This is a genomic window from Pseudomonas citronellolis, from assembly GCF_029335315.1.
GTDB classification, from domain to species: Bacteria; Pseudomonadota; Gammaproteobacteria; order Pseudomonadales; family Pseudomonadaceae; genus Pseudomonas; species Pseudomonas citronellolis_A.
In genome coordinates, this window is sequence record NZ_JARJLT010000225.1 from 24,499 (window position 1) to 43,100 (window position 18,602).

Below are 18,602 nucleotides of genomic sequence, written 5' to 3' on the forward strand. Positions count from 1 at the left end.
CCATGACTACCCACAACCAATGGCTGGCCGCGCTGCTGCTGCCGATCTGCGTACTCGCCGGCTGCAAGGGCGCCGACCAGACACCCCGCGCCAGCGCTCCGGTGGCGCAACAGCAACAGCTGGGCACGATCGACTACCCGGCGCTGCCGGTGATCCGCAACGCCGTGTTCAGCATGACCCCGCTGGTGGACGGCAAACGCAACCCGGCGGTGATGGGGCAGGTCTGCGGCCTGGCCCGTGGCGAAACCTCCCAGGCCGAGGTCGACCGCTTCATCGCCGCCAGCGGCGAAACCCGCGAGGGCCTGGAGAAGAAGGGCGGGGTGACCGGCCTGCTGGTCAGCGGCAACCTCGCGGCCCAGCAGATCGCCTGCGCCGCCTACCTGGCGACCACACCGCTGGTTCAGGTGGACGGCAACGAGTTCATCGCTCCGACCCGCGACGCCCAGGGCAAGCTGCAGGTCGACCAGGCGCGCCTGAGTGAGGTCATGGCCGTACGCCTGGCCCTGGCCCGCACCGACGCCGAGTACTTCAGCCTGATCGCCGACAAGCTGCAACAGACCCCCGGCCTGACCGACGCGCAGTACCAGAGCCGTACCCGCGAGCTGTTCGCCGAGCTGGCGCCGGCCTTCCTGAAACGGGCCAGGGAACAGATGCCGCCGGCCGGCGCGCGCTTCGACCTGCAGCGCCTGGACAACCAGCGCTTCGCCTTCAGCAGCTCCAATGGCGCCGAGTACGAATACGGCAGCGACGGCATGACCCTGCGCCAGGACAACATCACCTGGTACGGCGATGGCCAACTGATGGGCCAGCGCCATAGCCTGAAGATCGCCTACTTCCCCAGCGCGGTCACCGACAGCCTCAAAGGCCAGCCGGAGGCGCCGCGTTCCTGAGTGCGACGGCGACGGGCGTGCACCGCCGGGGCACGCCCGCCGACAGGTTCGACCCCGGCAAGGAAGTTCGGCCATGTCCATCCGCGTACGTTTGCTCTGGGTCGCCATACCGCTGCTGGTCGCCACCCTGCTGGCCGTGCAGTTGCTGTCGCGGGGCCTGCTGCTGGAGCGCTTCGACGCCGGCGACCAGTTCCAGATCAGCGAGCAGGCCGACAACCTGGCGCTGCAGATCGACAGCTTCATCATCCGCAGCCTCAACGTGCTGCGCAGTACCGCGCTTTCGGCCGACGCCTACGCCTTCGTCCAGCATCGAAACCCCGAATTCGCCGCGAAGAACCTCGACCTCGACAGCGTGCGCAACCTGGACTTCAACTTCATCCTCTACTTCGACAACCAGGGCCACCTGATCGGTGAACGCTGGGTGATGCCCACGGACACCGAATGGGGCGACGGCCAGGCCCTGCCCAACCCGCACGCGCTACGCACCGAGATCATCCGTCGCAGTCGCGAGCTGGGCCTGCTGGTGGCGCACCACAGCGCGCTGGAGACCCGCGCGCAGTTGCTCAGCGTGCAGGGCGTGCCGACAGTGCTGGTCAGCACGCCGGTCAGCGACGCGCTCGGCCAGGCCGTACCGATGGGCAACGCCATCGCCGGTCGGCTGCTCGGGCCGCGTCGCGTCGAACACCTGGGGCGTTTCATCCTCGGCACCTTGCAGGTGTTGCCAGCGGCGCAAGACCAGGCCTGGCAGCCGATCTCCGGCAGTCGTTTCCTCCACGAGCCCTACATCCATCTGGGCGAGCGCAGCCTGGTGGGCGACAGCGCCCAGCGGATCGACCTGGGCTTCAGCGACAACCGCAACACCCCGCAACTGCGCATGCGCATCCTCCAGCCGCGCTACCTGTACCTGCAGGGGCGGCGCGCGGTCTGGCTGTTCCTCGGCCTGGCCGCCGGCCTCTCGCTACTGGCCATCGGCCTCACCGCCTGGAGCCTGGAACACTGGGTGCTGCGCCGTGTGCAGCGGCTGGCCGGAGAGGTGGCGGCGATCGGCCCGGACACCCCGGTACCGCGCCTGAGCCTCGACGGCGACGACGAAATCGGCCGTCTCGGCGCCGACCTCAACGCCATGCTCGAACGCCTGAGCCTGAGCGAACAGCGCGATCGCAGCATTCTCGCCGGAATCAGCGACGGCTACTTCGAGATGGACCGCGACTGCCACCTCGGCGCCAGCAACCCGGCCTTGTGCGAATTGCTCGGGCGGACGGACCAGCAGTTGCAAGGCGCGTCGCTGCGCGAGTTGCTGGCCGAGTCGGGCGAGGCGGGCAAGCTGGAGCAACTGCTGGCCAGCCTGGACGAGCAGCGCCACGCCGTGTTCAGCGCGCCCTGGCACTGCCCCGAGGGGCCGCGCCACTGCGAGGCGCGGCTTTCGGCCATCCGCGGTTCGACCGGGGAGGTCATCGGCTACCGCGCCCTGTTGCGCGACATCAGCGATCTGGTGGCCTACCAGAGCGAACTGGAGGACCTGGCCTTCAGCGACGCCCTGACCGGCCTGGCCAACCGCAAGGCCCTGCAGGCGCGCCTGCTGCAACTGTGCGCCGAACCCACGCGGCCGGCGCGCTCGAGCGCGCTGCTGTTCATCGACCTGGACAATTTCAAGCAGGCCAACGACCGCTTCGGCCACGACATCGGCGACGGCCTGCTGGTGGCCTTCAGCGAGCGCCTGCGGCGCTGCCTGCGCGGCGGCGACGACGCCTTCCGCCTGGGCGGCGACGAATTCACCGTGCTGCTGGGCAACGCCCGCCAGGCCCAGGCGCAAGCCTTCGCCCGGCGCCTGCTGAGTGTGCTCGGCCAGCCCTACGTGATCGCCGGGCAGCGCATCGACTTCGTCTCCGCCAGCATCGGCGTGGCCCTGTACCCGCAGGACGCCGACAGCCCCGAGGAACTGCTCAAGGCCGCCGACGCCGCCATGTACCGGGCCAAGCGCACGCGCAACGCCTGCTGCTTCCACAGCCCGGCGCCCTGGACGCTACCGCCGGCCGCGAGGGGGTGAGTCAGGCCATGTCGCTGCGCGCGAAGGCCTCGCCGAGGAAGTCGAGCAGGCCGCGCACCGATGGCAACAGGCCGCGCCGGGACGGAAACACGGCATGCACGACGCCGGTGCGCGGGGCCCAGTCGGGCAGCAGGTCGAGCAGTCGTCCGGCGGCCAGGTCGTCGCGCACCACCACCGCCGGCAGGTGCACCGCGCCGACCCCGAGCAACGCCGCCTGGCGCAGCGCGGCCAGGTCGTCGGTGACCAGCCGGGGCCGGTGGCGCACCTGGGCGCGGGCGCCGTCGGGGCCCTCCAGCTGCCACTGGTAGTCGCGCTGCGGCGAGCCCCAGTGCAGCGTCGGCAGGCTCGCCACCGCGGTAGGCGCCGGGCGCGGCCCCAGGCGCCCGGCCAGTGGCGGTGCGGCCACCACCAACTGGCGGCTCTCACCGAGCACCTTCATCACCAGCTCGCTGCCCTCCAGCGGCGGGAAGCGCACGCGCAGGGCGATGTCGAAGCCTTCCTGGATCAGGTCCACCTGGCGGTTGGTGCTTTCCACCTGAACCTCCACCAGCGGGTAGCGCAGCATGAACTCGGCCAGCATCGGTCCCACCCAGAAGTTCAGCAGCGCCGTGGGGCAGCTCAGGCGCACCAGCCCCTGGGGCTCGGCGCGGTGGCGCTCGATGACCTCGGCGGCGCCCTCGGCCTCCACCAGCATGGCCAGGCACTGGCGATAGTATTCCTGGCCGATCTCGGTCACCGAGAAGTGGCGGGTGGAGCGCTGGATCAGGCGTACTCCGAGGCGCTCCTCCAGGGCCGCGACGCGCCGGCTGAGTTTCGACTTCGGCTGGTCGAGGGCGCGGCTGGCGGGGGCGAACCCGCCGTGCTCGACCACCCGGGCGAAGTAATACAGGTCGTTGAGATCTTCCATGGGCAGTGTTCTCCATTTGGAACGCTGAGGCTGGATTTTGCAGTCTAGTGGGTTGGCTGTTGCAAATCTAAGGTGTCTCCATGCACTTCAGGAGGCACCCCATGAAAGACATCCTCGGTATCTACAGCGCGCCACGGCCGCACTGGGTCGGCGACGGTTTCCCGGTTCGCACCCTGTTCTCCTACGACAGCCTCGGCGAGCAGCTCAGCCCCTTCCTGCTGCTCGACCACGCAGGCCCCCACGACTTCCCGGCCGGCTCGCCACGCCGTGGTGTCGGCCAGCACCCGCACCGCGGTTTCGAGACCGTGACCCTGGTCTACCAGGGCGAGCTGGAACATCGCGACTCCAGCGGCGGCGGTGGGCGCATCGGCCCCGGCGACGTGCAGTGGATGACCGCCGGCCGCGGCATCCTCCACGAGGAATACCACGCCCCGGCCTTCAGCCGCGCCGGCGGCACCCTGCATATGGCGCAGCTGTGGGTCAACCTGCCGGCCCGCGACAAGCTGACCGCGCCGGCCTACCAGACCCTGCCCGACGCCGGCACTCCGCGCGTGGCGCTGCCCGGCGGCGCCGGCCAGTTGCGCGTGATCGCCGGCGCTTACGGCGGCCTGCGCGGCCCGGCGCGCACCTTCAGCCCGCTCGACGTCTGGGACCTGTGCGTGAGCCCGGGCCGCGCCTTCGAGTTGCGCGTCGCCGAAGGGCGCAACACCGCGCTGGTGGTGTTGCGTGGCGGCATGCGGATTAACGGAGACGAACGCCTGGGTGAGGGCCAGATGGCGCTGTTCGGCCGGCGCGGCGACGCCATCGATCTGGAAGCCGAAAGCGACACCCTGGCGCTGCTGCTCGCCGGCGAAGCCCTGGACGAGCCGATCGTCGGCTACGGGCCCTTCGTCATGAACAGCCGCGAGCAGATCGAACAGGCGCTGGATGACTGGCGCCTGGGCCGCTTCGGACCAATGGCCGAGTGATTGTCACGTGCCGGACTCGGCGAGCGCCTAGTCTGGTTGGATGCCGGCGCAGGACGCGCGGGCTAGCCGGGCAGGAGGCCCACCCCCTGAGGAAACCCAGATGAGCCATTTCAGCAACATCGCCAATTTCAACGGCCAGCGCCCGGTGATCGACCCCGACGACACCGCCATGCTGCTGATCGACCACCAGAGCGGGCTGTTCCAGACGGTCAAGGACATGCCCATGACCGAGTTGCGCGCCAACGCCATCACCCTGGCGAAGATCGCCAGCCTGGCGCAGATTCCGCTGATCACCACCGCCTCGGTGCCGCAGGGGCCCAATGGCCCGCTGATCCCGGAAATCCACGAAGCCGCGCCGCACGCGCAGTACGTGGCGCGCAAGGGCGAGATCAACGCCTGGGACAACCCCGAGTTCGTCGCCGCGGTGGAGAAGACCGGCAAGAAGACCCTGGTCATCGCCGGCACCATCACCAGCGTGTGCATGGCCTTCCCGGCGATCGCCGCGGTCAACGCTGGCTACCGGGTGTTCGCGGTGATCGACGCCTCCGGCACCTATTCCAAGGCCGCCCAGGAAATCACCCTGGCCCGTGTGGTGCAGGCCGGCGTGGTGCCGATGGACACCGCCGCGGTGTGCTCGGAGATCCAGCGCACCTGGAACCGCCCCGACGCGGCGCAGTGGGCCGAGGCCTACAGCCACATCTTCCCGCACTACCGCCTGCTGATCGAAAGCTACACCAAGGCCCAGCAGGTGGTGACCGAGCACGAGATCCTGGACTCGCAACGCTGAGTCCGCACTTGCCCGGCGGAGGCCGGGCACTCCCCAGCAAGAGGAAAGCGCAATGAGCAAGCCCTATGTTCGCCTCGACAAGACCCAGGCCGCCGTCCTGCTGGTCGACCACCAGGCCGGACTGCTGTCCCTGGTCCGCGACATCGAACCGGACAAGTTCAAGAACAACGTGCTGGCCCTGGCGGACCTGGCCAAGTACTTCAAGCTGCCGACCATCCTCACCACCAGCTTCGAGAGCGGCCCCAACGGCCCGCTGGTGCCCGAGCTGAAGGAACTGTTCCCGGAAGCGCCGTACATCGCCCGGCCGGGCAACATCAACGCCTGGGACAACGAGGACTTCGTCAAGGCGGTGAAAGCCACCGGCAAGAAACAGCTGATCATCGCCGGGGTGGTCACCGAGGTGTGCGTGGCCTTCCCGGCGCTGTCGGCGCTGGAGGAGGGCTTCGACGTGTTCGTGGTGGCCGACGCCTCCGGGACCTTCAACGAAGTCACCCGCGACGCCGCCTGGCGCCGCATGGAGGCCGCCGGGGCGCAGATGATGACCTGGTTCGGCGTGGCCTGCGAACTGCACCGCGACTGGCGCAACGACATCGAGGGCCTGGCCGCGCTGTTCTCCGCACACATCCCCGACTACCGCAACCTGATCACCAGCTACAGCACCCTGACCGCCGGCAAGTGAGGTTGCGGGCGTCGCTGCAGCGGCGCGCGCGACCCAACAGACCGCCAACCGGCGACGTCCGGTTGGCGGTCTTTGTTTTTCGTGCGCAGGGCAGGGAAGATCTGGGTGCTCTTCGCGGCTTCGGGGGCGCCTGGTTCTTGTCCGCGAACCCCGGTTGTCCCGGGCTTCCCAGGTTGGCGGAAATGGAAAAGGCGCAGGATGGTGCCTGACGCGAAGGCTGCACTGCTCCGACGTCGGATCGCTCCGGATTTCCAGATGTGTCTGACAGACACTCGCTGAGCAGATTGCTCCCATCACTCCTTTGGTCGGTGCTCGGTCGTGATCCGCCCGTGGCACCGCTGCTCTGGCCGTGAGCGAAAGGAAGTGACGATGGACAAGTTCGATACAACGCACCGTACGGATACGCTATGCCCAGACAAGGTCGTCGTGTGTGGTCCGCAAAGAAAACGCTGGCTCGAAATTCAACTGGTGGACGAGCACGGCGAAGCCCTGCCATACCTTCCCTATCGAGCACAGAACGACGCCACGCGAGAAGGCGTCGTGCCGGAGTACCGTGGGCAGACCGACGCCGATGGTGTGATCCGCATCGAAGGGTTGCACTCGATTCCCATCACCCTGTTCATCGATGCCGACCCATTGGCGGAAGTACTGCAAACCCGGCGCTTGCGTGCCAGGCGCGCCGAACCGAAGCGACCCGTCATCGGTGACCCCACGCCACTGCACAGCCCGCAGCGAACGGGCTACTCCCCCGTCGAGGCGCAGGCAATCGCGGCGGGGCACGACTATCACCACGTGCGCATCGGCCAACTGTGCGACAGGCCTCCTCGACTCGATCCGCCATTGCCAGAAGGGGAGCCACTACCGCTCTACCACTTCCCCGACAGCCGCTTCAGTGGATACACCCTCGGCAGCGAGGTGGGGTATCGCCAAGCCTATAAGCGCCTGGACCGTCGCCATGTCCTGGAGGTGTGCCCGTTCCGCGCCTGGTCGCTGGTGCTGCACCACCAACGTGACTACAGCCTGGTCACGGCCTACAACCTGGGTCTGATGAGTTTGCTGGCGTATAGCACTGACAAACCAGGGAAGTACGGTTCCGTGGAAGAGTTCTTCTTGGCGCAATGCCTGGACCTGTCACGCACACCTCGGGTCAGGGATAGGTACGCGAACCCGCCTTGTGTCGTGGTCGATGTGCCTTTCAGCGAGCGCTACGTCCAAGCGGCAATGCTGGACAGCAAAAATGCCAAGCCACCGGAGGGGGACACCCAACTGTTCTATGCGATCAATGCGTCGCAGGTGCTGGTGGGGTGGCGTGGCACTGAAATGAATTTTCCCTTTCCTGACTTGGTCACGGATGTCACCTTTCGCCCGGTCAAACCGGAGGTGCAGGCCAATTGCGAGCCGAAGGTACTCTGTGCCGACCTCACGCCCAGTGGGAGTGTGCACCTGGGGTTTCGCGACGCTTATGAGGTTGCTCGAAGAGCATTCAAACGCGACCTAGGAAATACCTTTCGAGACCGGTTGGTCGGTAAAGACTTGTTTATTTGCGGTCACAGCCTGGGGGGCGCTCTAGGGCTCATCCACGCGGCCTCCCTGAAAGACCTTAACCCCCTGCTATACACCTATGGCATGCCGCGTACTTTCACCCTGCAAGCCGTGGCCTGCCTGGATGATGTGCGGCATTTTCGTCACGTCAACGATACCGACCTGATCCCCGAGGTACCGCCCGAAGCCGACCTGGAGAATTCGCTGTACAAACTCTACGGGCCACTGGGCGCCACTCTGGGTACGGCCTGGTCGATAGGGCAGCTTCTGGCCGACCCACTTATCAAGGGGCAGGACCCGTTCTACCATCACGGTGAAATCGCCGCCTTCTACCGTACCGAACAGTACACGCAGGTTCGCGCTTCGGATAACCCGTTCTACAAGATGCGCGAAGGATTGGGCGCGCCCTACCACACCACGCTCAATCAACGCCTGCCAGCCGATGTCAAGCTGTTCCTGGTGCCGAGCCTGAGCGAAACGGACGACGAACAGACTCGTGCCGCGCAGCAGCGTTACACCGCCTCCCTCACGCCTGAAAGCCGGGAGCGCTACTTCCCCCAGGGGCGCAATGCCAAGCGCGGCAACTTGCTGGGGCTGCGCAACCACTTCCTGGGTAAGTACCAGCCGTTCATCTATGGCCAGTTGGTTGAGTCCATCGATCCCTCTCGGATGCAGGAGCGCCAGAGCGATCGCCGCAAACTCGAGGATCAGATGGCCAAACACAAAGAACTGATACCCAAGGACGCATTGCTCCGTGATCGCCTGTTCCTCGCATTACAGAGCCAGGTCAGCTTGACGCTGGAATGTACCCGGCAGCTCGAGGGTGGCCGAGACGCTTTGGAGCGTTTCGAAGCGGTGGCCGAAGACAATATCTACATGGAGATGCCCCATGGCTGAGTACCGGCGAGCCCGTATACCACTGCACCTCTCCAGCGCGCTGCTCGCAACGACTGTCAGCCTGACCGGTTGCGCCAAGGATCAAAGCCTGGCGCCGCCCGCGAACAGCGAGCAGGTCACCGTCCGGATCAAGGTTCCTGTGGAATTGAAAGCAAGAACCCTGGAGGTTCAGTACCGCTCAACGCTGTGCACCTTCACCGACCACGGTGCCTATGGTGACCCCTATCAGCGCGATGGTTACCAGAACATGGAAATCGAACCCACACGCCAGGGGCAGAGCGATATCTATGAAGCCAGGTTGCCTCGAGATGGCGGCGGCGCCTGTCAGTGGCGGCTGAGCAACGTGACCTTTGGTGTTACCTACCGGGAGCCTGAGCGCTTTGGTGAGAATGCTGTTTATGGTGCTGGCGGCGGGGTGGTGGTGATCTTTGATGACAATGCCTCACCTCGTGGGGGAGCAAATATAAAAATCGATGGTGAATTAAGTATTAAAAAGAATTATTACCCCTGGATTGATGAGGAGTTTATCGGGCATTACAGGAAAAGCTTAAATCTAATTGGTTCTGGTGATATATATATGATGTACAAGGCGCCAGTAGCCCGGATTGTCTACTTTGAGCCGATCTTGCACGCAGAGTATACGGTTTACTCAGAAGGTCCGAAAATCAAGACAAAAGATGCTGTCACCAAGTTCAAATATCCGGATGGGAGTATTTTGGAGGATGGAGACTACGAACCGAGATTTCAAAAGCTAGAGGCCATCCGTTTGGCCGCCGAGAAAAAGTAGGAATCATGCCAATACAAGACGAGGGCGCAATAATGCCCAATGACGAATGGGGCCGTGATCACCTACTTCTCGAGCTCATGGCGGAATACCGGCAAACCCGTCTCCCCCTGCACCTCTCCAGCGCTCTGCTCGCCATGCTTGTCAGCCTGAGCGGTTGCGCCAAGGATCAAAGCCTGGCTCCGCCCGCGAATAGCGAGCAGGTCATTGTCCGGATCAAGGTTCCCGCGGAATTGAAAGCGAGAACCCTGGAGGTTCAGTACCGCTCGACCCTGTGTACGTTCACCGACCACGGCGCCTATGGTGACCCCTACCAGCGTGATGGTTACCAGAACATGGATATCGAACCCGCACGCCGAGGGCTGAGCGATATCTATGAAGCAAAATTGCCCAGGGATGGCGGCGGCGCCTGTCAGTGGCGGTTGAGCAACGTGACCTTTGGTGTTACCTACCGGGAGCCGGAGCGCTTTGGTGAGAATGTTTTCTACAGTGCTGGCGGCGGGGTGGTAGTGATGTTTGACGACAACCGACCCTCACGAAGCTATGGCCTTCCAATTCCTGCCAATGGAGATTTAAAAATTGAGAGAAGCTATTACCCTTGGGTCAGCGAAGCATTCATTGGAGGGCATAGGAAAACGATAAGCTTGGCTGGAGGGGGAGATATCTACTTGATGTATAAAGCTCCCGAGGCTCGCGAAGTGTACTTTGAGCCAGTTCTTCACTCCAGATTTGTTGTTTACTCGGAACAACCCAAAGTACATAAAAAAGGTCTCTTCGCCTCGTTTACCTATCCCGACGGAAGTATTGTGACTGATGGTCGTTCAGAGCCGGACTTCCGTAGGCTGGAAGCTATTCGCTCAGCCGCAGAAAAGAAGTAGGTCTCGTACGAGATAACAGGCCGCCAAACGGGGACACCCGGGTGGCGGCTTTCTACACTGGGGTAAAGGCCGCTGCCAATGATGGAAAGCCCCCATGCGCGCCACCCTGATCCTCCTGCTGTTGCTGTGCCCGTCCGCCTGGGCCTACGAATCCGACCTGCACTACGGCCTGACCTGGTGGCTGGCGCGCCAGGCCGGCTTCGACGCCGCGCAGAGCCACGCCATCGCCCGTGGCGACGAACTGACCGACAGCGGCCTGCTCGACGCCAAGCACGCGATGATCTGGGAGCTGTGCATCAAGCGAAACCCCGCCGCCAGCCTGCAGACCCGCAACCTGCATTTCCGTTCGCAACGCGAGCCGCCGGCGCCGCCCGAACAGCGCCCGGTGGACTTCCACGCGGTGTTCGCCCGTGCCCAGGCCGACAGCGTGGTGGCCGAGGCGGACCACGCCGCCAGCGCGCGCCTGCTGAAGTTCGGCCAGGCGCTGCATGGCTGGCAGGATTCCTACTCCCATCGTGGCGTACCGGACAGCGTGGCGCCGTGCCCGGCGCAGTGGATGTGGGCGCACCCGGCGGACCGCGGCGGCGCCACCTCCCACGCTGCCGACCAGACCTATCGCGACCCCGTGGCCTGCGCGGCCGCCGCGCAGAGCAGCTACGAGCTTCTGCTGCGCTACCGTCAACCGCTCGCCGCCCTGGCTCCGGCGCGGACCTGGGCCGACCTGCAAGGTCCGGTCACGCTGTTCTGCCAGGCCCAGACCAAGACCAGCAAGGCCCGCTGGTTCGCCGAACGGGATGTGCCCCAGGGTCGCGCCGTGGCCGCCAACACCAGCCTGATGGACGGGCCGCAGGCGTTCTACGGCAGCCCACGGATGAACCTGGCGCAAGCCTCGACCGACGACAATCCCGGGTACTACGAGCGCCAGGTGCCGAACTGGTGGCCGGACCCCGAGGTGGGCGGGCAGCCCGGATTGCAGGCGGCGCTGGAGCACCCGCCGCAACCCGCCAGCGGTGACCAGTGGGAGCGCGCCGGCCTGTTCTTGCGCGCCTGGCTGACCACGCCGCCGGAAGAACTGCCCAAGGCGCTGGCGGCGTATTTCGACAACCGCGTGCTGGACTACGAGGAGCCGGCCATGGCCCTGTTGCTGCGCCTGCGCCTGAAGGACCAGGGCCTGGGCGAGGCGGGCGTGTTCAGCGCCGCGCCGGGCAAGCTGCCGGCGGACGCCTTCGTCAGCGCCACGCCGGCCGACTGGCGGACGCTGCTGGTGCCGGTGCGCGGCGAGGAACGCGAGGCGCTGCTGGGCGACCTCGGTGATGGCCGCACGCTGCTGGTGGCGCTGCTGCGCAACGCGCCGGACGAGCCCTTGCTGATCGAGGCGGGGCCGGGCTTCCAGGTGGTTCACCTGGGCAGCCTGGTGTTCCACTGAACGCGGCCCCGCGCGGGTTCAGGGCTTGCTTGGCCGCGGCCCGTGCTGGCGTCACGCCGACGGCGACGAGCAGGCCGGCGTGGCCAAGGACGTCGAGCACGGCCTCACCGCACCCAGGCGATCCTCCGCGCCACCTCACTCGGGCTGCTCTCGTGAAGGCGCGGCGGCGCTGCCGCGCAGCAACTCCACCAGCGCCCGGGCGCAGCCGGGCAGGGCCTCGCGCTCGCGCATCACCACGCTGCGTTCGCGCTCCACCCAGGGTTCGTCCAGCGCCAGGATGCTCAGGCCCATGCTGCGCTGGTGGCGGCGCGCGGCGGTTTCCGGGAGCACGCCGATGCCGACGCCGGCCTCGATCATCCGGCAGGCCGCCTCGAAGCTGGCCACCTGGATGCGCAGGTTGAGGCTGCCGCCCAGGCGTTCGACCTGCTCGCGCAGGAAGCTTTGCAGGGTGCTGCCTTCGTGCAGGCCGACGTGGGCGTAGTCCAGGGTGTCGGCCAGGGTAGGGCGGCGCAGGCGTTCCAGGGGGTGCCCCGGCGGTACCACCAGGACCAGCTGGTCGGTGCTGAAGTGCAGCACTTCCAGGCCCTCGGCGCGCACCGGGCCGGCGACGATGCCGAGGTCCGCCGATCCGTCGAGGATGGCGCGGACGATGTCGCGGTTCAGGCGCTCCTGCAGGTCGACGGTGACCGCCGGGCGCCCGGCGAGGAAGCCGGCCAGCACCTCGGGGAGGAACTCGGTGACGGCGGTGGTGTTGGCGAAGATGCGGATGTGCCCGACGCGGTCGCCGCCCAGCTCGCTGAAGTCGTCCTTGAGCTGCTCCACCTGGCGCAGGATCTGCCGCGCGTGCTGTAGCAGGCGCTGGCCCGCCGGGGTCAGTTCGACGCCACGGTTGTCGCGGTACAGCAGGCGGCTGTCGAGCTGGCCTTCGAGGGCCTTGATGCGCGCGCTCGCGGCCGCCGCGGAAAGGTGCGCGCGGCGCGCGCCCTGGGTCAGGCTGGGGGATTCGGCGATGTGCGCGAAGAGCCGCAGGTCGGCCAGGTCGAAGTGCATGGGGCGAAGTCTCCGGGTGGAATCGGCGTTCGTCTATCGTTAACGCCGGATTATGAAAATGCGGATTCTCGGAACGCAAGCCCCTCGGCATCCTGCTGGGAAACTTCCACGGAAGAGCGTGCAAATGAGTGAAATGTCCTACGAGTCCTGGATAGGTCGTACCCAGGAGAGCCAAGAACAGCTCAGCGAACTGCTGGTCCGCCGCCTGGCCGCCACCCTCGGCGAGGAAGCCCCCGGCGCCGGCGCGGCGCTGCCGCCGCTGTGGCACTGGGCGTTCTTCCAGGACGCCGTGCCCGAGCCGGGCCTGGGCGCCGACGGCCACCCGGCGCGCGGCGGCTTCCTGCCCCCGGCCGACGGCCGCAACCGTATGTGGGCCGGCGGCCGCCTGGAGTTCCACGAGGCGCTGCGGGTGGGCGAGCTGGCCAGTCGCGTCACCACCATCCTGAAGGTCGAGGAAAAGCACGGCCGCACCGGCGCGCTGCTGTTCGTCACCCTGCGCCATGACTATTCCCAGGAAGGCCGCCTGGCGATCCGCGAGGAACAGGACATCGTCTACCGCGAGCCCAGCCCGCCCAGGCTCGGCGGCACCGAGGCGCTGCCCGAAGGCGCCTGGCGCGAGGCGGTGGAGCCCACCCCGGTGCTGCTGTTCCGTTATTCGGCGGTGACCTTCAACGGCCACCGCATCCATTACGACTGGCCCTACGTCACCGGCGCCGAGGGCTACCCCGGCCTGGTAGTACACGGCCCGCTGATCGCCACCCTGAACCTGCGCGCGTTCTGCCGCGCCAACCCCCAGGCGCGCCTGCGCCGCTACGCCTACCGTGGCCTGCGCCCGCTGATCTGCCCCGAGGCCTTCGAGCTCGGTGGCCGCCCGAGCGGCCCCGGCAAGGCCGAGGTGTGGGCCGGCAACGGCGCCGGCGTCGCCCAGCGCGGCGAAGTTGAATTCGACTGAAACACCGACCGATATCGAGGAACGACATGATTAGCAGCCACGAAGAACTGCAGGCCATCCGCGAAGGCGTGCGCGCCCTCTGCGCGGAATTTCCCAGCGCCTACTGGCGCGAGATCGACGAGCGCAAGGGCTTCCCCGAAGCCTTCGTCAAGGCCATGACCGAGGCCGGCTGGCTGTCGGCGATGATCCCCGAGGAATACGGCGGCTCCGGCCTGGGCCTGGCCGAGGCCTCGGTGATCCTCGAGGAAGTGAACCGCTGCGGCGGCAACTCCGGGACCATCCACGGGCAGATGTACAACATGTTCACCCTGCTGCGGAACGGCAGCGAGGAGCAGAAGCGCTTCTACCTGCCGAAGCTGGCCAGCGGCGAGCTGCGCCTGCAGTCCATGGGCGTCACCGAGCCGACCACCGGCACCGACACCACCAAGATCAAGACCACCGCCGTGCGCCAGGGCGACATGTACGTGATCAACGGGCAGAAGGTGTGGATCTCGCGCATCCAGCACTCCGACCTGATGATCCTGCTGGCGCGCACCACGCCGCTGGCCGAGGTGAAGAAGAAATCCGAGGGCATGTCGATCTTCCTGGTCGACCTGCGCGAGGCCATCGGCAACGGCCTGACCGTGCAGCCGATCGCCAACATGGTCAACCACGAGACCAATGAGCTGTTCTTCGACAACCTGGAAATCCCCGCCAGCAGCCTGATCGGCGAAGAGGGCAAGGGCTTCCGCTACATCCTCGACGGCCTCAACGCCGAGCGCACGCTGATCGCCGCCGAGTGCATCGGCGACGGCCGCTGGTTCATCGAGAAGGCCAGCCAGTACGCCCGCGACCGCGTGGTGTTCGGCCGCCCGATCGGGCAGAACCAGGGCGTGCAGTTCCCCATCGCCGAGGCGCACATCGAGGTGGAAGCCGCCGACCTGATGCGCTGGAAGGCCTGCGAGGAGTACGACGCCGGGCGCAACGCCGGGGCCCAGGCGAACATGGCCAAGTACCTGGCGGCCAAGGCCAGCTGGGAAGCGGCCAACGCCTGCCTGCAGACCCACGGCGGCTTCGGCTTCGCCTGCGAATACGACGTCGAGCGCAAGTTCCGCGAGACGCGCCTGTACCAGGTGGCGCCGATCTCCACCAACCTGATCCTGTCCTACGTGGCCGAGCACCTGCTCGAACTGCCGCGCTCCTTCTGACCTGCGTGCCCAAGGACGACAAGCGATGAACAATACCCACGCCCTCGCCGAATTCCTCGCCGGCCTGCGCTACGAAGACCTGCCGGCCACTGTGGTCGCGCGCACCGAGGACCTGTTCCTCGACTGGCTCGGCTCGGCCCTGGCCAGCCAGCAGCGCCACCCGATCCCGCTGTTCCAGCGCTACGCCCGGCGCATGGGCCCGAGCGACGGCCGCAGCCGCGTGCTGGTCGACGGTTCGGCCACCTCGGCGTACTTCGCCGCGCTGGTCAACGGCGCCAGCTCGCACCTGGTGGAGCAGGACGACCTGCACAACAGCTCGGTGCTGCACCCGGCCACGGTGGTCTTCCCGGCGGCCCTGGCCGCCGCCCAGGACCTCGGCAAGTCCGGCCGCGAGCTGATCCTGGCCAGCGTCGCCGGCTACGAGGCGGGCATCCGCATCGGCGAATTCCTCGGCCGCTCGCACTACCGCATCTTCCACACCACCGCCACGGTCGGCACCCTGGCCGCCGCGGTGGCCGTGGGCAAGCTGCTGGGCTTCGACAGCCGCCAGTTCGTCAATTGCCTGGGCAGCGCCGGGACCCAGGCCGCCGGGCTCTGGGAATTTCTCCGCGACGCCGCCGACTCCAAGCAGCTGCACACCGCCAAGGCCGCCGCCGATGGCCTGCTCGCCGCCTACCTGACGGCCGACGGCCTGAGCGGCGCGCAGAACATCCTCGAAGGCGAGCAGGGCATGGCCGCCGGCATGTCCAGCGACGCCGACCCGCGCTGGCTGGTGGACGGCCTGGGCACGCGCTGGGCGCTGGCCGAGACCTCGTTCAAGTTCCACGCGTCCTGCCGCCACACCCACCCGGCCGCCGACGCCCTGCTGGCGCTGATGCAGCGTGAGGGCCTGGGCGCCGAGGACATCGCCAGCGTCACCACCCGCGTGCACCAGGGCGCCATCGACGTGCTCGGCCGCGTGCTGGTGCCGCAGACCGTGCACCAGGCGAAGTTCTCCATGGGCACCGTGCTCGGCCTGATCGCCGTGCACGGCAAGGCCGGCCTGGTGGAGTTCGAGGAATTCGCCCTGCAGGACCCGCGCGTGGCGGCGTTCCGCGACAAGGTGGAGATGCGCCTCGACGCCGAGGTGGACGGCGCCTACCCGCAGCGCTGGCTGGGCCGGGTGGACGTGACCACCGTCGACGGCCGCAGCCTGCACGGCGCCATCGACGAACCCAAGGGCGATCCGGGCAACAGCCTCAGCCGCGCTGAACTGGAAGACAAGTTCCGCCGCCTGCTGGCCTTCGCCGGTTTCCGCGACGCGGCCGAGGCCACGCGCCTGATCGACGCCAGCTGGGGCCTGCACGACCTGCAGAACCTCGACCGCCTTGCCTGAGTAGCCCAGGGCCCGGTCGGGCGGCCCCCGGAACCTTGGGGGTTCACAGAGCGCGGGGCGTCGCCCGCCCGGACCCTGGATACCTTATTTCGCCAGCGCGCCCTCCGTAGGCGCGCCGGCCCGACCTGGAGCACCCATGAGCCCACGTCCCCTCGACGGCATCACCGTCATCAGCCTGGAACACGCCATCGCGGCGCCGTTCTGCACCCGCCAGCTGGCCGACCTCGGCGCCCGCGTGATCAAGGTCGAACGCCCCGGCGTCGGCGACTTCGCCCGTGGCTACGACGAACGCGTGCGCGGCATGGCCTCGCACTTCATCTGGACCAACCGCTCCAAGGAAAGCCTGGCCCTGGACCTCAAGCAGGAGCCGGCGCAGCAGGTGCTGGAGCAACTGCTCGGCCAGGCCGACGTGCTGGTGCAGAACCTCGCGCCGGGCGCCGCCGCGCGCCTCGGGCTGTCGTTCGAGGCGCTGCACGAGCGCTTCCCGCGCCTGATCGTCTGCGACATCTCCGGCTACGGCGAAGGCGGGCCCTACGAGCAGAAGAAGGCCTACGACCTGCTGATCCAGAGCGAGAGCGGCTTCCTTTCGGTCACCGGCGGCCCCGGCGACGACGAAATGGCCAAGGCCGGCTGCTCCATCGCCGACATTTCCGCCGGCATGTACGCCTACAGCGGCATCCTCTCGGCGCTGCTGCTGCGCGAGCGCAGCGGGGAGGGCAGCCGGGTCGAGGTGTCGATGCTCGAAGGCATGGCCGAGTGGATGGGCTTCCCCATGTACTACGCCTTCGAAGGCCAGGCCCAGCCGCCGCGCGCCGGCGCCGCCCACGCCACCATCTACCCCTACGGCCCGTTCCCCACCGGCGACGGCGGCAAGGTGATGCTCGGCGTGCAGAACGAGCGCGAATGGAAGCTGTTCTGCGAAATCGTGCTGCAACGCCCGGAACTGGCGGCGGACCCGCGCTTCACCGCCACCAGCCTGCGCGTGGCCAACCGCGAGGCGCTGCGCGCGCTGATCGTCGACGCCTTCGCCAGCCTCGACGCCAAGGAGGCGGTGGCGCGCCTGGAGCAGGCGCAGATCGCCAACGCCCACGTCAACGACATGCAGGGCCTGTGGCACCACCCGCAGCTCCAGGCCCGCGACGCCTGGCGCGAAATCGACAGCCCGGTCGGGCGCCTGCCGGCGCTGCTGCCGCCGGCGCGCAGCAACGCCTACGCGCCACGCATGGACGCCGTGCCGGGCCTCGGCGAACATACCGACGGCCTGCTCGCCGAGCTGGGCTACACGGCCGCCGATATCCAGCGCCTGCACGAGCAGGGCGCGGTGTGAGCCGAACCTGACCAAGGAATTTCCATGACCGCGATCGTCCGTTCCGCCCTGTTCGTCCCCGGCAGCCGCCCCGAGCGTTTCGCCAAGGCCCTGGCCGCCGGCGCCGACGCCGTGATCGTCGACCTCGAGGACGCCGTCGAGGCCGACCTCAAGGCCCGCGCCCGCGCCGACCTGGCGGCCTTCCTCGACGCCAACCCGCAAGCCCGCGTGCGTGTGCGGGTGAACGCCGCCGGGCATCCCGAGCACGCCGCCGACCTGGCCCTCTGCGCGAGCCTGGCCGGCGTCGCCGGCATCCTCCTGCCCAAGACCGAGAGCGCCGCCGAGGTGGCCGCCGCGGCGGCCGGCGGCAAGCCGGTGTGGGTACTCATCGAAAGCGCCCGTGGCTTGCTCGCGGTGCCGCAGATCGCCGCCTGCGAGGGCGTCGAGCGCCTGACCTTCGGCGGCCTCGACCTGGCCCTGGACATCGGCATGAGCAGCGGCACGGCAGCCGCCGCGAGCGTCTACGACCAGGTGCGTCTGAGCCTGCTGCTGCACTCGCGGGTCAACGGCCTGCAACCGCCGCTGGATACGGTGTTCCCGGCCTTCGACGACGCCGACGGCTTCGCCGCGACCATCCGCCATGGCCGCGACCTGGGCCTGATCGGCGCGCTGTGCATCCATCCGAAGCAGGTGGCCGTGCTGCACGCCGCGCTGGCCCCCGGCGCCGAGGAACTGGCCTGGGCCAAGCGCGTGGTGGACGCCGCGCAAAGCGGCGCGGCGGCCTTCCAGGTCGACGGGCAGATGGTCGACGCCCCGGTGCTCGGCCGCGCCCGCCGGCTGCTGGCCAACGCCGGTGGCTGAGGCCAGGCGGCGGATAACGCGGAGCGTTATACGCCCTACACCAGGGTCGAGATTGACGTAGGGCGT

Annotated in this window: 16 protein-coding genes; 14 read left to right on the forward strand and 2 right to left on the reverse strand. The window is 67.6% G+C overall.

The features are described from left to right. The first annotated feature begins 2 nt into the window (after nucleotides 1-2). Both P3W75_RS17770 and P3W75_RS17775 read left to right on the forward strand, forming a co-directional pair. Entirely contained in the window at nucleotides 3-890 is an 888-nt protein-coding gene (locus P3W75_RS17770; RefSeq protein ID WP_276228629.1) for a hypothetical protein, read from the forward strand. 73 nt (nucleotides 891-963) lie between these two features. Beyond that, complete coding sequence (locus tag P3W75_RS17775) at nucleotides 964-2,937, forward strand: sensor domain-containing diguanylate cyclase (RefSeq protein WP_276228630.1); 1,974 nt, start codon at nucleotides 964-966, stop codon at nucleotides 2,935-2,937. Between the two features lies 1 nt (nucleotide 2,938). Here P3W75_RS17775 and P3W75_RS17780 read toward each other — a convergent pair whose 3' ends face one another. Next, nucleotides 2,939-3,844 (reverse strand): LysR family transcriptional regulator, encoded by a 906-nt coding sequence (locus tag P3W75_RS17780; RefSeq protein WP_276228631.1) that lies wholly within the window; start codon nucleotides 3,842-3,844, stop codon nucleotides 2,939-2,941. Between the two features lie 101 nt (nucleotides 3,845-3,945). Between P3W75_RS17780 and P3W75_RS17785 the strand changes: the two genes are divergently transcribed. The 7 genes from P3W75_RS17785 (at nucleotide 3,946) to P3W75_RS17815 (ending at nucleotide 11,805) form a co-directional block, all read left to right on the forward strand. Further along, a complete protein-coding gene (locus tag P3W75_RS17785; RefSeq protein WP_276228632.1) occupies nucleotides 3,946-4,812 on the forward strand; it encodes a pirin family protein in 867 nt (288 codons plus the stop codon). 100 nt (nucleotides 4,813-4,912) lie between these two features. Further along, complete coding sequence (locus tag P3W75_RS17790; RefSeq protein ID WP_276228633.1) at nucleotides 4,913-5,599, forward strand: hydrolase; 687 nt, start codon at nucleotides 4,913-4,915, stop codon at nucleotides 5,597-5,599. A gap of 52 nt (nucleotides 5,600-5,651) precedes the next feature. Then, nucleotides 5,652-6,278, forward strand: a complete 627-nt coding sequence (ycaC, locus tag P3W75_RS17795) for an isochorismate family cysteine hydrolase YcaC (RefSeq protein ID WP_276228634.1) — start codon at nucleotides 5,652-5,654, stop codon at nucleotides 6,276-6,278. Between the two features lie 369 nt (nucleotides 6,279-6,647). Continuing rightward, entirely contained in the window at nucleotides 6,648-8,717 is a 2,070-nt protein-coding gene (locus tag P3W75_RS17800; RefSeq protein ID WP_276228635.1) for a lipase family protein, read from the forward strand. Further along, nucleotides 8,710-9,504, forward strand: a complete 795-nt coding sequence (locus P3W75_RS17805; protein WP_276228636.1) for a hypothetical protein — start codon at nucleotides 8,710-8,712, stop codon at nucleotides 9,502-9,504. The genes P3W75_RS17800 and P3W75_RS17805 overlap by 8 nt, the downstream gene beginning before the upstream one ends. A 32-nt stretch (nucleotides 9,505-9,536) precedes the next feature. Continuing rightward, complete coding sequence (locus P3W75_RS17810) at nucleotides 9,537-10,379, forward strand: hypothetical protein (protein ID WP_276228637.1); 843 nt, start codon at nucleotides 9,537-9,539, stop codon at nucleotides 10,377-10,379. Nucleotides 10,380-10,473: 94 nt separating this feature from the next. Then, nucleotides 10,474-11,805, forward strand: a complete 1,332-nt coding sequence (locus P3W75_RS17815; RefSeq protein ID WP_276228638.1) for a hypothetical protein — start codon at nucleotides 10,474-10,476, stop codon at nucleotides 11,803-11,805. 135 nt (nucleotides 11,806-11,940) lie between these two features. Here P3W75_RS17815 and P3W75_RS17820 read toward each other — a convergent pair whose 3' ends face one another. Then, complete coding sequence (locus tag P3W75_RS17820) at nucleotides 11,941-12,855, reverse strand: LysR substrate-binding domain-containing protein (protein ID WP_276228639.1); 915 nt, start codon at nucleotides 12,853-12,855, stop codon at nucleotides 11,941-11,943. Nucleotides 12,856-12,979: 124 nt separating this feature from the next. On the opposite strand from P3W75_RS17820, the gene P3W75_RS17825 reads away from it, so the two are divergent. The 5 genes from P3W75_RS17825 (at nucleotide 12,980) to P3W75_RS17845 (ending at nucleotide 18,536) form a co-directional block, all read left to right on the forward strand. Continuing rightward, a complete protein-coding gene (locus P3W75_RS17825; protein WP_276228640.1) occupies nucleotides 12,980-13,807 on the forward strand; it encodes an FAS1-like dehydratase domain-containing protein in 828 nt (275 codons plus the stop codon). Nucleotides 13,808-13,833: 26 nt separating this feature from the next. Next, the gene (locus tag P3W75_RS17830; RefSeq protein WP_276228641.1) at nucleotides 13,834-14,994 is read left to right on the forward strand and encodes an acyl-CoA dehydrogenase family protein; all 1,161 of its coding nucleotides are present in this window, start codon (nucleotides 13,834-13,836) and stop codon (nucleotides 14,992-14,994) included. A 25-nt stretch (nucleotides 14,995-15,019) separates the two neighbouring features. After that, a complete protein-coding gene (locus P3W75_RS17835; RefSeq protein ID WP_276228642.1) occupies nucleotides 15,020-16,369 on the forward strand; it encodes an MmgE/PrpD family protein in 1,350 nt (449 codons plus the stop codon). A gap of 136 nt (nucleotides 16,370-16,505) precedes the next feature. After that, on the forward strand, nucleotides 16,506-17,696 hold the full coding sequence (locus P3W75_RS17840; RefSeq protein WP_276228643.1) for a CaiB/BaiF CoA transferase family protein: 1,191 nt from the start codon (nucleotides 16,506-16,508) through the stop codon (nucleotides 17,694-17,696). A 24-nt stretch (nucleotides 17,697-17,720) separates the two neighbouring features. Next, nucleotides 17,721-18,536, forward strand: a complete 816-nt coding sequence (locus tag P3W75_RS17845; RefSeq protein ID WP_276228644.1) for an HpcH/HpaI aldolase/citrate lyase family protein — start codon at nucleotides 17,721-17,723, stop codon at nucleotides 18,534-18,536. The last annotated feature ends 66 nt before the right edge of the window (nucleotides 18,537-18,602 follow it).